The organism is Pectobacterium sp. CHL-2024 (assembly GCF_044751765.1).
Taxonomy (GTDB): domain Bacteria; phylum Pseudomonadota; class Gammaproteobacteria; order Enterobacterales; family Enterobacteriaceae; genus Pectobacterium; species Pectobacterium brasiliense.
In genome coordinates, this window is record NZ_JBIXKO010000009.1 from 110,746 (window position 1) to 126,276 (window position 15,531).

Genomic DNA, 15,531 nt, shown 5'->3' on the forward strand with positions numbered 1-15,531 from the left:
TGTCACCTTATGCTGGTAGCAGGCCGGAGTTATCTGCATAGCGAATCACGTCATCAACCTTCTGCGGCGCACTGCCAACGTAGTTAGCCGGATTCAGCCATTCGTCCAGATCGGCAGCGGTTACCTGTTCAGACAGCACCGGGTGAGCCAGCAGCACCGATTTAAAGGACTGATTCTGCTCGAATGCCTGCATTGAGCATTCGTAAACCAGATGGTGAGCAGTCTGCTTGCCGAGACGTTTGCCAATCTCGAACATCACTTTTTCGGACAGCAGCAGGCCATTTTGCAGATCGAGGTTCGCCAGCATCTGCTTCTCGTTGACGGACATGCCACGCAGGATGCCAAGCGCATTCTGAAGCTGAGCGGACAGATAGATATTGATTTCCGGCAGCGCAATCCACTCCGCACGCCAGCTCATCGCATCACGCTCATGCTCAACTTTCATCGATTCATGAATCAGCGCAGCGCTCTTAAACAGCGGAGCCGTCAGGCTCGCCAGCCCTTCCAGTGCAGCTGGATTGCGTTTATGCGGCATTGTGGTTGAACCAATTTTCCCTTCGGAGAACGGCTCTTCGATTTCGTTAATCTCAGTGCGCATCAGGTTGTACAGCTCATTACCGATTTTGCCCAGCGTACCGCTGATCAGAACCGTAACAGAAGCATATTCGGAGAAGCGATCGCGGGCAGACTGCCAGCCGATATTCGGCGTATTCAGCCCCAGCTTATCCAGCGTCAAACGCTCGATTTCCGGCCCTTGTTCGCCAAAAGAGGCATAGGTACAGATGGCACCGTTGATGTTACCAACCAACACACGTTCTTTGATTTCACCCAGACGTTCGAGGTGACGGATAAATTCATCCAGCCAGACGGCCAGTTTGAAGCCAAACGTAGTGGGCAGCGCCTGCATACCGTGGGTACGACCGGCCATCAGCGTGTGTTGATATTTCTTCGCCAGACGCTTCAGTTCAACGGCCAGCAGTTGTGTATCTCTGACGACAATATCAAAAGATTGTTTCAGCTGTAACACTGTCGCGGTATCAACGATGTCCTGCGTGGTCACGCCGTAGTGAATAAACTCACCCGCCGCACCGCACTGTTTCTGAATCGCGGCAATCGTCGGCATCAGAGAGTGCTTCATGCGCGCGGCATCTTTGGCAATCTCTTCAACGTTAAGCGCGCTTGCGTCAGCGTTTTCTGCAATGGTTTTTGCCGCATCCAGCGGAATGACACCCAGTTCACCCTCGGCAAGTGCCAGGGCAACTTCAACTTCGACCTGTTTAGTCAGGCGGTTATGCTCGGACCAGACGCCGCGCATTTCAGGCGTGCCAAAATTATTCCCTATAAGAAGAAAATCAATAAGATGTGATGCCATAGTTAACTCGTTAGTGTTGGATTTATCAGGCGGGATTTATGTCGTCTTTTTAATTTTTAAAAATATAACATGCGGAAATTATGCGCTTTATACCTTTGGGATCTATCTTAGATCAAAAAGTTTGATTGCAAACTATGCATGTAGAAATGTTCGCTAACACTCTCTCCCAAGCAGAAAAGCCCATTTGTCACTTTCCTCTTCCTACAATGAAACTCCTTATCCGTATGACCGCTGACGAAGGATTATCATGCTTTCCCACACGACATTACGTACTCCCCGTAGCTTATTGATTACCATGATCATTATTTCAGCCTTTTCTACTCAGGCCCAAGCGCAGGATCGCTACCAGCTGGAAAAGGTCGTTGAAGTCAGCCGTCATGGCGTACGTCCTCCAACAGAATCCAACACGACGGCGCTGGAATCCGGCACAGCACGAGAGTGGCCGCAGTGGGTCACACGCGAGGGTGAATTAACCGGACACGGCTATGCTGCCACCGTACTAAAAGGCCGCTATGAGGCCGAGTATTACCGTCAACAGCATCTGTTCACGTCAGGTTGTCCAACGGAGCAGCAGATTTATGTGCTCGCCAGCCCATTACAGCGCACCCGCGCAACTGCACAAGCCTATATGGACGGCATGTTTCCTGGCTGCGGCGTTGCGACGCATGCCGTTGAGGATGAAAAACAGGATCCGCTGTTCCACGGGGATAAAATGGGGATTGGCACGCTTGACCCCGAACGAGCAAAAGCTGCGGTGCTGGAAGCCATGGGAGGTGATTTGAATATCGCCTATGAGCGTCTTAAGCCCAGTATCGAGCTATTGAAGCAGGTCGTATGCGAAGCGGATAAGCCGTGCCCGGTGTTTGATAAACCGTGGGCGATAAAACAGGATAAAGACGGTTCAACTTCTATCAGCGGCCTGAATACGCTGGCGAATATGAGCGAGGTTTTCCTGCTGGAATACAGCGAGAATCTGCCGCGGGCGCAGGTCGCTTTTGGTCACGTCAGCAACGCACAGGATCTCATCCCGTTGATGGCGCCAATGACGGCTAAATACGACTTCACCAATGATGTTCCCTATATCGCACAGCGCGGCGGTTCGCTATTCATACAGCAAATCGCCCAGGCTCTGGCACAGGGGACGCAGGAAGCGCAGGACACCGCACAAGGGGAGCCACCAGCCGTGCCTTACTTGCTGTATGTCGCTCACGACACCAACATCGCCTATCTGCGCACGCTGTTGCAGTTTCATTGGCAACTACCCGGCGATACCGCCGATAACATTCCGCCCGCGGGCAGTCTGGTATTCGAACGCTGGCGCGATACCACCACTCAGCAGCGTTTTTTGCGTATCTATTTCCAGACACAATCGCTGGATCAGATCCGTTCACTGACGCCGCTTGACGATCGGCAGCCGTTACTGAAAGAAGAATTGACCTCTCAGGGCTGCCAGCAGACGGAAAAAGGCACGCTGTGTCCTTTTGGTACCGCACTGAAATCAATGCGAGAAAGTATCGATAGCAGCGCGCTGGCACCAGTGCATTACGCGCCGTAACGCACGATATCGCAGGGAACAACAACACCTTGTCGGGTTAATGAATTCGGCAAGGCTTTCGCCAGAGAAGGCAAATTACAGGCGAAAAAAAAGCACATCTTTCGATGTGCTTTTCTTTGTAATTGGTCGGCGAGAGAGGATTCGAACCTCCGACCCACTGGTCCCAAACCAGTTGCGCTACCAAGCTGCGCTACTCGCCGAATGTACTGTTTTTTTGAACATCACTGATGTTCTCGTTTGTGTGGTGCGAAGAGAGGGACTTGAACCCTCACGTCCGTAAGAACACTAACACCTGAAGCTAGCGCGTCTACCAATTCCGCCACCTTCGCATAACTCACAAACTATCAATCAATTGCTATATCTGTAAAATCTGGGGTGGCTAATGGGACTCGAACCCACGACAACTGGAATCACAATCCAGGGCTCTACCAACTGAGCTATAGCCACCATCACCACACTTTACATCAACTACTTATTACGCGGTACTTCCTTTTTACGGGATACTTTCTTTAGGAAGAAAAGTGTACCACCGCAGCTCTTGCACACAACATACTTCATAAAAATATAATGGTGCGCCCGACAGGATTCGAACCTGAGACCTCTGCCTCCGGAGGGCAGCGCTCTATCCAGCTGAGCTACGGGCGCTTAGCGCCGTTGCGGGGCGGGATATTACGGACTTAGCGACTGACTGTCTAGTGCTTTTTTATCGAAATGATGCGTTTGATTAGGATTTGCTCATTCAAAGCTAAATAACACACAGTTCCGCCCTTCCCGCCCCCAAATACTACGACTTACTCTCTGTCAGCGACGTTTTTTTGCCCAGTCCCAGCGCGAAATAACACAGGCTGACCACGGCTAAAAAGCCGATACCGACCAGTAAAGACATCCGCGTATCAATATTGATGTACATTCCCACCAGCACACACAGCAAAAATGCCATCGTCAGGTAGTTTACCCACGGGAACAGTATCGATTTAAACGGGTGTGTGGCCAGCGCGGCGCGATGCTGTTCACGAAAACGCAGTTGGCTAATCAACACCACAAACCACGGGACCATACCCGGCAGCACGCTAGCGCTATAAACATACACAAACACTTTTTCTGGATTAGGGATGATGTAGTTCAACACCGACCCAGCCATCAGGCAAAGAATAGAAATCATGACGCCTGCCGCGGGTACGCCGCTGGCTGTCACTTTACCTAGCCAGGCAGGGAGCTGGCGGTTGTTGGCAAGCGAATACAGCATACGTCCACAGCTATACATGCCGCTGTTGCAGCCAGACAACGCAGCCGTCAGTACCACAAAGTTGATGATACCCGCCGCCGCAGTGATGCCAATTTTCGCAAATGTCAGCACAAACGGACTACCGGACGTGCCGATTTCATTCCAGGGGAAAATTGTGACGATAACGAAGATCGCGCCCACATAGAAAATCAGGATGCGCCACAGAATGTTGTTGATCGCGCGCTTCAGCGTCACCTGCGGATTTTTCGCCTCGCCCGCCGTAATGCCGACCAGCTCCACGCCCTGATAAGACGCCACAACCAGACAGAGCGCGAACAGCAGACCTTTCCAGCCTCCAGCGAGGAAACCGCCGTGTTCGGTCAGGTTGCTGAACCCGGTCGCCTGACCGTGGTTGCCAAAGCCGAAGAAGATAATGCCGACACCGACGACAATCATCACGACAATGGTGGTGATTTTTATCATCGCGAACCAGAATTCGATTTCACCATACAGCCTGACTGCCGCAAGGTTTGCGCCCGCGACCAGCGCAACCGCTGCAATGGCCGGTAGCCATTGCGGCAAATCGGGGAACCAATACTGAACATACACGCCAATGGCGGTAATTTCCGAAATCCCGACCGCCATCCACATAAACCAGTAGCCCCACGCGGTGAGATACCCGAAAAAGGGGCTCATGTATTTATGCGCGTAGACGGCAAACGACCCCGCGACTGGTTCCAGAAACAGCATTTCGCCCATTGAGCGCATGATGAAGAAAACGAAGATCCCAGCGACAATATAAGCCAGCAATACTGATGGTCCCGCCCACTTCAGAGCGCTAGCCGCGCCCATAAAAAGCCCGACGCCGATCGTGCCACCCAGCGCAATCAGCTCAATATGCCGGGCTTCCAACCCTCGATGGAGTTTTTCCTGCTTTACATCTTCTGCCATATATCCTCTGTCTTTATGTTGTGCTTATCCCGGCTGCTGCCGGTTATTGTTCTTATTTCAGAAATACTGCCGACTACCGATGAGAAAGAACGTACCCTTGCCCCAAATTAGCGGCATGAAAATACCGTAATGTGGGTTTGAATAACACATCAGGGATGACGAATACGCCAAAGATAGAATTCTGTATTTCTGATTGGCTGGCAAACAGACAATTAAAATCGAATAGGGATAAGAAATCAGGTTTATATACTGCTGGGAAAAATGGCGGGGAAAGGTTGGCGCGTTTAACGCGCCAATTCAATGAAGCTACAGACGACCGCTGTAGTGATAGGCGACATATTTCAATAGCTTAAACTGCCGAAAAATACGGCTCGGCTGGGACAGCAAACGATACAGCCATTCCAGTCCTAAGTTTTGCCACACGAGCGGGGCACGCTTCACATGCCCGGTAAAGACGTCATACGTTCCGCCCACGCCCATATACAGCGCATCGGGATAGTGGTGACGACAGTCGCGCATCAGAATTTCCTGTCGTGGCGACCCCATCGCGACGGTAACAATTTGCGCACCGCTGGCACGGATACGTTCGAACAGGGCATCGCGCTGCTCTGGCGCAAAATAGCCATCCTGACTGCCGACAATATTCACGTTCCACTGCGCCCGCAGTTTCGCTTCCGTTTGTGCCAACACATCAGGTTTGCCGCCCACCAGAAAAACCGGCGTTCCCTCTTTGCCCGCTCGTGCCATTAGCGCTTCCCACAGATCGGCGCCAGCAATCCGCGTGACGTCAGCCTGCGGGTATTTGCGCCGAATGGAGCGCACGATGCTGATACCATCCGCATACTTGTACTCTGCGCGATCGAGCAACGCACGCAGTGCGACGTCTTTTTCCGCCGTCAGCACTTTCTCAGCATTAATCGCGACGAGCGTGCCTGTTTCAACCCGCTCGCCCGTAAACAGGTAATCTACAAACTGCGCCATATTGCGAAAGCCGTGAATGGGCAAACCACGAATGGTATACAGAGGAATGGTCTCTGTGGTTTTTAACGCTGTCATACCTGCTCCTTTATCACAGGATCCACGGTGTTGGATGTCGGCGCGATCGGCGTGGCTCGCATACGCATCAGACGCTGCCGGATGAGTCCAGCGCTTTCCAGCAGCCAATAGAGCAGTTTGGCAACCAGCAGACACAGACCAAATACCAGACAGAAAAACACCACACGTGAAACAAAAGAATCGACGCCTTCACGCGTCAGCACAATAATATTGAACACCGCCCCGAAGCAGAACGCCTGTAAAATCGCGGCCTTATAGCGATTGCTGTCGTTCTTACCTAACTCGTACACCCAGTCGAACCACTTGATAACCAGCCCTACCGCAATCGCGCCGAGCGGGATAAACAGCACCCCGCCCATCACCACCAGCGAACCCAACAGCGTGGGGGAGATTGCCAGCCCAGAGCGGTTATTCAACACTTCCCAGGTGAAATAATTCGCACTGTTTAACACCAAATTAGGACGGTCCGGCCATAGCCAGGACGGAATAAAGACGTAGAAATCACGGGCAATCGGTGCCAGCCCCTGAAATTCAATCTTGTCGTAGTTCTGCCATAGCAGCGCCAGATTCTCCCAAGGCGAGAAGGTGTCACGGGTTAAATAGAGGAAGGTATAGAAGGCGTAATCGCCGCTGACATCCAGCCCATAGCGCTTCAGCGCCAGCCAGAACATCCCGACAATCCCGAACGCGCCAGCCGCAACCAGCATCCACAGCGTAATCCAGCCGCGCACAATGCCAATAAACAGAAACAGCGCGAAGGCGATGATCAGATTTGCACGCGTTCCGCCAACAATCACATACGTCAGCATCCCAAACGCGACCGTTCCGATGAGGAACATTATCCACGCACGCTGTGTCTGGCGCAGGAAATACACCACCAGCATCGCCGGAATGAAGAAGTAGAAAAAGCGTTTCAACGCCACACCGGATACATCGCTAGAGAATATCTGGCTGTAAGAACGCAGCTTAAACAACAAAAAGCCATTGTTGAGGAAGAAGATACCGACGGTGGCAACGGCAATCAGCGCCAACAGCAGCCAGGTCAGATTGGCTTCAACCCGGTTCACCGTCAGAAGTGGCGCACGTGGCACGGAGGTTTTCTGGCGTAACCGCGTCTTATAGCTGACGTAATAGATCGCATAGAACGCCGTCGCAGACAGCATCGCCTGAAGCAGGAACTGCACGGGAACCACGTCAACGCCAAACCGGAACACCAGCACGCAGGTAAACGGAAAACCAAAATAGAACGTCAACAAATAGAGCAGGGAAAACAACACGTTAAAATTAAAACGCACCCGCCGGAACTCCATCCAGGTCAGGCTCAGGATAAAGATGACTGAAATCAGGTAGACGACAAACAGCCCACCAAATTGCCCCAGCGTCATGTTGGTTCTCCCGTCGCCAATGCCAGCGCATCGCGCCAGCCTTGCAGATAATTGGGATTAAAAAACGCAATCTGTTGCTTATCGACTGATGCCAGTTGGCGCTGCGCTTCACGCACCAGCGCCTCATCCAATTCGTCACCGTAAAACAGCACGGGCAGCCCTTGTTCCGTCAGATCCTGCCAGAACGGATTTTGTCGACTGATCACGAACGGCACGCCAAACTGAATCAGCAGACATAACGTCCCGATTCCCTGCTGGCGATCGAAAATAAAATAGCCCAAATCGCAGGTACGCAGCATGTTGAGATAATCATCAAACGCCAGTTGGTCTTTCAGCAGTTGGAAATTTTTCACGCCGAACAGCGCCAAACCGTCCTTTTCCACCTGCGCGATGTAGGACTCGTTATTCGCGGGATAGCCCATCGGCACAACGACCCGCACGTTTTTCCCGAACTGCTTGTGAATCGCCCGCAGCGCTTCCTGATGGCGATTCGTGCGATCGCCAGAATTGCCGACCAGAATCGTCATCGGCCCTGCCAGCGGTTTATCCACCTGCATGCCCGTTAGCGCTGGATCCATTCGCGTTGGGAAGTACAGCAATGACGTCGGCACGCGAGGTGAACGCTGCTGATACCACGCCAGATCGCCACGCGTAGCAAACACGTGTCCGACACGCTTTTGCGCCATACGCCGCAGCAGATAAAACAGGCGATATTTCAGGCTGCTCGCCTCTTCATACAAATCCGCGCCCCAGACGTGCCAGTAAACCTGCTCGGATTTGATTTTTCCGCTCAGCAACGCCAGCCACAGCGTGGGATTAAACTGCCCATGCAGGAAAAAGCGCATCTTGCGGTTCGCTTTGGCTCTGGCGATGACGGCCTCAGCCAGCGTTTTCTTATCCACGCAGGTTTCGATACGCAGCGCGGGGAAATCAGCCGATGAAATACCGTCGCGGGACGCCACGATAAAATGCCGAATCTGCTGCTCGGGGAGTTCCGTCGCCAGTACGTCGTTAAAAAAACGTAAAACGGTCTGGTTATGATGCGGGATGTCAGATCCCAATACATGAATCAGTGTCGTCATGCTCGCCTACGGTAAATAATGAATACGCAACAACAAAGCAAAAAATAGACCAGGTAGGTTGCCATATAGGCCTGTGCCGCACCTTGTGCGCCATAAAGCGGAATCAGCCAGTGGGAAAACCCAGTCAGCAGGAGAAACTGGCTCACTTCCGTGAGCAGATAAAAGCGCAATGCCGCTTTCGCAATGACCAGATAGCCAAAGACGTAAGCGCCCACTTTCATTACATCGCCTACCAATTGCCAAACGAAGAGATCTCGCATGGCCGTGAACTCGCTGGAGAACAGCAGCCAGATGGCAAAATCTCGCAGCAGCCACACACAAAAGCTGACGCCTGCCACAACGGGCAGCACAAACTTCAGCGAGCGGACAATCTCCTGCGACAACGCGACTTTATCCGTCAGGCGCGAGAGTGTCGGCAACAAATAGACGGTAAAAGAGGCGGTAATGAATTGCAGATAAGCATCGGAAATACTGCTGACGCCCTGCCAAATACCCACTTCGTCCCAGCTGTAGTGCGCCGCCAGCAGGTTACGCATCATGATGTACGCAACGGGCAGCGTCACCGCCGTCATTAACGCCATCAGCGTAAATTTGCCCAACTGCCCGGCAATCGCGCGATCCCAGGCTGGTTTTAGCGATGTCAGCGACAGCGGAGTGCGTCGATATAGCATGATGCCTGCTGGAATCACCAGCAGGGCGGGCACCAGCGCCAGCCCTGCCAGTGCGCCAACATAGCCGCCCAGTTGCAGGCAGAGCCAAAAGGCCGCCAGCCCGATCAGGCTGCCGCCGATCACAGCCAGCGCGTTGCCTATCGCATCCCGATAGCCCTTGAGAATCGCCAGAAACAGGTTAGCGTAGGCGATGCCCATCTGGATAAACGCCAGCGCACGCACCACATCGCGATAGTCATCATGCCCAAACAGCAGATTGGCGATAGGCGTTGCGGCGGAAAGAAAGAGAATCGCCAACAGCGTGGAGAACCCCAGCACCAGCGTGACTGACGTACCGAGCAGCGGCCTGAGCCGTTCCGTCTGTTGCTGGTACTCCGCCACGTATTTGGTGACGCCGTTGAAGATCCCCGCACCGGCTAACACGCCTAGAACCGTAATAAGCTGACGGAAATTCCCTGCCATCCCCACACCGCTAGGGCCAAAAGCGACCGCCAGCAGTTTGACGACAACCAGCCCCGCGCCGATTTTTATCAGCGTGGAGCCTGCCGTCCATATCGATGCTTTCGCCAACGACATATCAGGAGAAGAAGCTCAGAATGGTATTGATCACCGTCCGCTGATTGACGTCTGACAGGTTGTAGAACAGCGGTAAACGCACCAGCCGCTCGCTTTCCTGCGTGGTGTAACGGTCTTCACCGGAGAAACTACCGAAGTTCAGACCGGCCGGGCAACTGTGCAGCGGGATATAATGAAAGACCGTCATGATTTCGGCTTCTTTCATGTAATTGATAAACGCACTGCGGTCGTCCTGATCGCGCAGTTTGATATAAAACATGTGCGCGTTATGAATCCCATTGGCAGGCACGGTCGGCAGGGTAATACGCCCAGCATCAGCCAGAGATTTGAATGCCGCGTAGTAGTTCTGCCACAGTTTCAGACGGCGTTCGTTGATCGGACGTGCCGCTTCCAGCTGTGCCCAGAGGTAGGCAGCCTGAATATCTGCCATCAGGTAGCTTGAACCGATATCCCGCCAGGTGTATTTGTCCACCTGCCCACGAAAGAACTGGCTGCGGTTGGTGCCTTTTTCACGGATGATTTCCGCACGCTCCACCAGCCTTGCGTCATTAATCAGCGTGGCTCCGCCCTCGCCGCCCGAGGTATAGTTCTTGGTTTCGTGAAAACTGAAGCAGCCGATGTGGCCGATAGAGCCCAGAACACGGCCTTTGTAGCTCGACATCACGCCCTGCGCGGCATCTTCCACGACATATAAATCGTATTTCTTCGCCAGTGTCATAATCGCATCCATCTCGCAGGCTACACCTGCGTAGTGAACCGGCACGATAATGCGCGTCTTTTCCGTAATGGCCGCTTCGATCTTCGTTTCGTCAATATTCATGGTATCCGGGCGAATATCGACAAACACGATCTTCGCACCACGCAGCACAAAGGCATTGGCGGTAGACACGAAGGTATAGCTCGGCATGATCACTTCATCGCCGGGCTTCACGTCCAGCAGGATAGCAGCCATCTCCAGCGAAGCGGTGCAGGACGGAGTGAGCAGGACCTTTTTGCTGCCGGAATAATGTTCCAGCCACTGCTGACAGCGGCGGGTAAATCCACCATCGCCGCACAATTTACCGCTGCTCATCGCAGCCTGCATATAATCTAGCTCTGTACCCACAACTGGTGGCGCATTAAATGGAATCATGTGATCACCTGTATAACCAATACGCCGTGCTCTCAATCGTGGCACCACGGCGAAGATAAAGACGAAGCGCCGCCACGTTGCTAACCTGTGTCGCGACCCGAAGACATATCAACTCTTGTTGTCGGCACCACGCTTCCGCCAGCGCCATCAGCTGTGAACCGATGCCACGTACCGTAACGCCCGGCCAAACGCCCAGTAGACCGATACGGGCATCCGAGTCATTCACTCTGCGTAGCGTGACCCATCCTTGTGGATTGCCCGCGACATCTTCCACCAGCAAACAACAGTGGTCGAACGTACCGCGCACGGCATTCTCCATCCACTGTGCATAGAAACGCCCGCTATCCTCCGGTTGATACCACGGAGAACGAAAACGGCTCAGCGCAAAAACACGTGACGCCGCGTCCCTTAGTGCAGGGATATCGTCGGGTGTAGCTTCACGCCAGCGCGGTAGCGGCGTAACAACCGTAGCCCGTTGGAGCGGCAGACTGAGATCGACCTCGCCTTCAACCAATCGAAACCCAAGATCAGCAAGCGCATCTGCCAGCACCAGGTTGTCCGCTGCGATTTTAGCCTGCGTCAGCGTAAATGCGTTCAGCGCATCGAGCGTCAACGCAGGCGCAGAAGGCGAAAAATTCAGCTTACCGCTGTCAATCTGGAAGAATTCGTTCTCCCAGCCCAGCGGTTCAACCGTGGCGCGAATCTCTCCCTTTCCAATTGATATCGGATGGATCATCGTTTCGCTCCTCTCTTTTCCGCCATCAGACGCAGGTTTAGTCGTTCAACCCTAAACGCTCACCGGTATAAGAACCATCCTGCACGCTGCGCCACCATTTTTCGTTATTCAGATACCAACTGACGGTTTTTCTCATACCCGTCTCAAACGTTTCTTCTGGACGCCAGCCCAGCTCACGTTCAATTTTCCCAGCATCGATCGCGTAACGCATATCGTGACCAGGGCGGTCTTTCACGTAGGTGATGAGATCGCGGTAATACGCTACGCCAGCAGGCTTATTCGGTGCCAGCTCTTCCAGCAGCGCGCAAATGGTCTGCACGACTTCAATGTTTTTGCGCTCGTTGTGACCACCGATGTTATACGTCTCGCCGATTTCGCCTTCCGTCACCACTTTGTACAGTGCGCGAGCGTGGTCTTCGACAAACAGCCAGTCACGGATTTGCGCGCCGTCACCGTAAACCGGTAAGGGTTTGCCCGCGACCGCATTCAGAATCACCAGCGGAATCAGCTTCTCTGGGAAATGGTAAGGGCCGTAGTTATTCGAGCAGTTAGTGATAACCGTCGGGAACCCGTAGGTGCGCAGCCAGGCGCGAACAAGGTGGTCGCTGGAGGCTTTCGATGCGGAATAGGGGCTGCTTGGCGCATAAGGCGTGGTTTCTGTAAACAGATCATCCGTCCCATGCAGGTCACCAAACACTTCATCGGTAGAGATATGGTGAAAACGGAATGCGCGCTTGTCCGCATCAGCCAGGTTTTGCCAGTAATGACGTGCGGCTTCCAGCATCGTATAGGTGCCGACAATATTGGTTTCGATAAACGCCGCCGGGCCATCGATAGAGCGGTCGACGTGGCTTTCTGCCGCCAAATGCATCACCAGCGCGGGCTGGTAAGCGGTAAAGACACGGTCCAATTCCGCACGATCGCAGATATCAACCTGCTCGAAGGCGAAGCGTGAGCTATCAGCAACGGGGGCCAGAGAAGACAGGTTCCCTGCATAGGTCAGCTTATCGACAACGACGACGCTGTCCTGCGTTTCCGTCAGAATGTATCTGACCAACGCCGAACCAATAAACCCTGCTCCGCCGGTAATTAAAATACGTTTCAACGCCATACTCCTTTGGTATCGATAACCCACTGTTGTTTCACATCTTCTGGGCTAACCGCTTTAAACTGACGGTGGTCGACCAGCATGACTAGCACATCGGCTTCTTTTAATGCACTGCTGGTATCGACAAGTTTCACCTGCCCGGCCAACACGGACGGCAGGTGTTTGACATTCGGTTCGACGGCTAACGTCACGCCGGTATTCCACTGTGCGATCATGGACGTAATCCCTACAGCTGGGCTTTCACGCAGATCGTCAATATCGGGCTTGAACGCCAGCCCAAAGCAGGCCACCGTGACCTCGCTGGCGCGTTTATCCGTTTGTGCCAGATAATCCGCCACAGCCGCTTTAACGCGATCCACGACCCAGAGTGGCTTGCCATCGTTCACCAGTCTGGCGGTATGAATCAACCGGGCCTGCTGCGGATTCTGCGCCACGATAAACCAAGGGTCGACCGCAATACAGTGCCCGCCGACGCCAGGGCCGGGTTGCAGGATATTGACGCGGGGATGGCGGTTTGCCAATCGGATAAGTTCCCATACGTTAATGTTTTGTTCGGCACAAATCAGCGAGAGCTCATTGGCGAAAGCAATATTAACGTCGCGGAAGCTGTTTTCCGTCAGCTTGCACATTTCGGCGGTGCGGGAGTTAGTAACCACACACTCACCTTCGAGGAAGATTTTGTACAGTTCGCTCGCGCGAGCAGAGCATACCGGGGTCATGCCGCCAATGACGCGATCGTTTTTAATCAGTTCGACCACGACCTGCCCTGGCAGAACGCGTTCAGGACAATAGGCTATATTGATATCCGCCGTTTCCCCAACCTGCTGCGGAAACGTCAAGTCCGCTCGCGCCTCGGCCAGCCACTCGGCCATTTGTTCGGTTGCACCTACGGGGGATGTCGATTCCAGAATCACCAGATCGCCTTTCTTCAGAACAGGCGCGATAGATGCCGCAGCCGCCTGAACGTAGGCCAGGTCGGGTTCGTGATCGCCTTTGAATGGGGTAGGAACGGCAATCAGGAAAGCGTCGGCTGGCACAGGCTTTGTCAGCGCCTGAAGGTAACCATTTTCCACTGCCACTTTGACCAACGCATCCAGATCGGGCTCGACGATATGGATTTCGCCGCGATTAATGGTTTCTACCGCCAGTTTGTTCACATCGATACCGATGACTTTTTTCTGGCGCGACGCAAACGCAGCAGCGGTGGGTAAACCGATGTAGCCCAAACCGATTACGGAAATGGTAGTAAAGCTCATAGTGTCACCTGATAATTTTTATGTCGGGCCGTCGCAAGGCGACGTTCAATTTTCGAGCGCTGATGGATGCATTGAGCGGAGATAATGGATAGATCGTAAAGACGCTGTGAATACATCCCTGTACGCTCGGATTGCGCCATCCATGGCGCAAACGCTTTACTCTTCTATCCCATTATCTCCGTTTACACTCTGTCAATCAGCTATTCTCAGCCCGAAAATACACTTAGCGATTTTTTATGTCGGGCTATCCCTGCACGACACCCTTAGGATCGTCGCAAGCGACGTTTAAAATCGCTCCTGGCGATTTTTTAAAGCATCAACGATGCGTTGACAGGCTTGTCCATCGCCATAAGGATTATGGGCGCGACTCATTGCCTGATACGCTTCTTCATCCGTCAACAGCGTAGATACCGCATCGACAATGCTGGTTACTTCTGTCCCTACCAGCTTGACCGTGCCGGCTTCCACCGCCTCCGGCCGCTCTGTCGTATCACGCATCACCAATACGGGCTTGCCTAACGACGGCGCTTCTTCCTGAATGCCGCCAGAGTCGGTCAAAATCATGTAAGAACGGTTCATCAAATACACGAAAGGCAGATAGTCCTGCGGCGCAATCAGCATCACATTATCAATGCAGCTCAGGATGCGATTCACCGGTTCGCTGACGTTAGGATTCAGGTGAACCGGATACACAATTTGTACTTCAGGGTGTCGACGGGCAATATCTGCCAGCGCGCTGCAAATGCGCTCGAAGCCGCCGCCAAAACTTTCGCGGCGGTGCCCGGTAACCAAAATCAGTTTTTTGTTATCGTCCAAAAAGGCATATTTTTCGTCAAGGCTGCGGCGTAGCGCGGCATCCCCGAGAATACGATCGCGCACCCAGAACAGCGCATCAATCACCGTATTACCCGTCACAAAAATATGTCGATCAGATAGGTGCTCACGCAGTAAATTTTGGCGAGAATTTTCCGTTGGGGCGAAATGGTACATCGCCAAATGTCCGGTCAGTTTGCGGTTAGCCTCTTCCGGCCAGGGCGAGTACAAATTGCCAGTACGCAATCCCGCTTCTACATGGCCGACGGGGATACGTTGATAGAAAGCCGCCAGACTGGTTGCCAGTGTCGTGGTGGTATCACCGTGTACCAACACCAAATCCGGTTTGAACTCCGCCATAACGGGTTCAAGTCCTGATAAAATCCGGCAGGATATCTCACTGAGTCCCTGTCCCGGGCGCATAATATCCAGATCGTAATCCGGCGTAATATCGAACAAACGCAGCACCTGATCCAGCATCTCCCGGTGCTGGGCTGTTACGCAAATTCTCGATTCAAAGGCTCCATCCTGAGCCAGGGCATGAACCAGCGGTGCCATTTTTATGGCTTCCGGCCGGGTGCCGAAAACAGTCAATACTTTCACATTGAATCTC

The 15,531-nt window shown here is 53.2% G+C and carries 12 protein-coding genes and 4 tRNA genes; 1 reads left to right on the forward strand and 15 read right to left on the reverse strand.

Annotated features, from left to right (window positions below; all coding sequences use genetic code 11):
• Positions 1-7 precede the first annotated feature (7 nt).
• Complete coding sequence (purB, locus tag ACIPUG_RS14645; protein ID WP_014916939.1) at positions 8-1,372, reverse strand: adenylosuccinate lyase; 1,365 nt, start codon at positions 1,370-1,372, stop codon at positions 8-10.
• Positions 1,373-1,619: 247 nt separating this feature from the next.
• On the opposite strand from purB, the gene ACIPUG_RS14650 reads away from it, so the two are divergent.
• Positions 1,620-2,927, forward strand: coding sequence for a histidine-type phosphatase (locus ACIPUG_RS14650; RefSeq protein ID WP_379057310.1), 1,308 nt, complete (start codon positions 1,620-1,622; stop codon positions 2,925-2,927).
• 123 nt (positions 2,928-3,050) lie between these two features.
• Here the strand turns inward: ACIPUG_RS14650 and ACIPUG_RS14655 are convergent.
• The 14 genes from ACIPUG_RS14655 to wecB all read right to left on the reverse strand — a co-directional run bounded on the left by ACIPUG_RS14655 (position 3,051) and on the right by wecB (position 15,521).
• A tRNA-Pro gene (locus ACIPUG_RS14655) sits at positions 3,051-3,127 on the reverse strand.
• A gap of 42 nt (positions 3,128-3,169) precedes the next feature.
• Positions 3,170-3,256: transfer RNA gene (locus tag ACIPUG_RS14660), tRNA-Leu, on the reverse strand.
• Positions 3,257-3,298: 42 nt separating this feature from the next.
• Positions 3,299-3,374 (reverse strand) — tRNA-His (locus ACIPUG_RS14665).
• 121 nt (positions 3,375-3,495) lie between these two features.
• Positions 3,496-3,572 (reverse strand) — tRNA-Arg (locus ACIPUG_RS14670).
• Positions 3,573-3,711: 139 nt separating this feature from the next.
• Positions 3,712-5,103 carry an amino acid permease gene (locus ACIPUG_RS14675; RefSeq protein ID WP_039286239.1) on the reverse strand — a complete coding sequence of 464 codons (1,392 nt, stop codon included), beginning with the start codon at positions 5,101-5,103 and terminating at the stop codon, positions 3,712-3,714.
• A gap of 306 nt (positions 5,104-5,409) precedes the next feature.
• A complete protein-coding gene (wecG, locus tag ACIPUG_RS14680; RefSeq protein WP_039522135.1) occupies positions 5,410-6,159 on the reverse strand; it encodes a lipopolysaccharide N-acetylmannosaminouronosyltransferase in 750 nt (249 codons plus the stop codon).
• Positions 6,156-7,544 (reverse strand): ECA oligosaccharide polymerase, encoded by a 1,389-nt coding sequence (gene wzyE / locus ACIPUG_RS14685; protein WP_249647941.1) that lies wholly within the window; start codon positions 7,542-7,544, stop codon positions 6,156-6,158. The genes wecG and wzyE overlap by 4 nt, the downstream gene beginning before the upstream one ends.
• Positions 7,541-8,626 carry a TDP-N-acetylfucosamine:lipid II N-acetylfucosaminyltransferase gene (locus ACIPUG_RS14690; protein WP_010283870.1) on the reverse strand — a complete coding sequence of 362 codons (1,086 nt, stop codon included), beginning with the start codon at positions 8,624-8,626 and terminating at the stop codon, positions 7,541-7,543. The genes wzyE and ACIPUG_RS14690 overlap by 4 nt, the downstream gene beginning before the upstream one ends.
• Positions 8,623-9,873 (reverse strand): lipid III flippase WzxE, encoded by a 1,251-nt coding sequence (wzxE, locus tag ACIPUG_RS14695; RefSeq protein WP_400338945.1) that lies wholly within the window; start codon positions 9,871-9,873, stop codon positions 8,623-8,625. The genes ACIPUG_RS14690 and wzxE overlap by 4 nt, the downstream gene beginning before the upstream one ends.
• 1 nt (position 9,874) lies before the next feature.
• Positions 9,875-11,005 carry a dTDP-4-amino-4,6-dideoxygalactose transaminase gene (gene rffA / locus ACIPUG_RS14700; protein WP_400338948.1) on the reverse strand — a complete coding sequence of 377 codons (1,131 nt, stop codon included), beginning with the start codon at positions 11,003-11,005 and terminating at the stop codon, positions 9,875-9,877.
• Positions 11,006-11,009: 4 nt separating this feature from the next.
• Complete coding sequence (gene wecD, locus ACIPUG_RS14705) at positions 11,010-11,741, reverse strand: dTDP-4-amino-4,6-dideoxy-D-galactose acyltransferase (protein ID WP_400338950.1); 732 nt, start codon at positions 11,739-11,741, stop codon at positions 11,010-11,012.
• A 37-nt stretch (positions 11,742-11,778) separates the two neighbouring features.
• Entirely contained in the window at positions 11,779-12,852 is a 1,074-nt protein-coding gene (gene rffG, locus ACIPUG_RS14710; RefSeq protein WP_208851965.1) for a dTDP-glucose 4,6-dehydratase, read from the reverse strand.
• On the reverse strand, positions 12,843-14,105 hold the full coding sequence (gene wecC, locus ACIPUG_RS14715) for a UDP-N-acetyl-D-mannosamine dehydrogenase (protein WP_039466137.1): 1,263 nt from the start codon (positions 14,103-14,105) through the stop codon (positions 12,843-12,845). The genes rffG and wecC overlap by 10 nt, the downstream gene beginning before the upstream one ends.
• Before the next feature lie 285 nt (positions 14,106-14,390).
• Complete coding sequence (wecB, locus tag ACIPUG_RS14720; protein ID WP_400338953.1) at positions 14,391-15,521, reverse strand: non-hydrolyzing UDP-N-acetylglucosamine 2-epimerase; 1,131 nt, start codon at positions 15,519-15,521, stop codon at positions 14,391-14,393.
• Positions 15,522-15,531 lie beyond the last annotated feature (10 nt).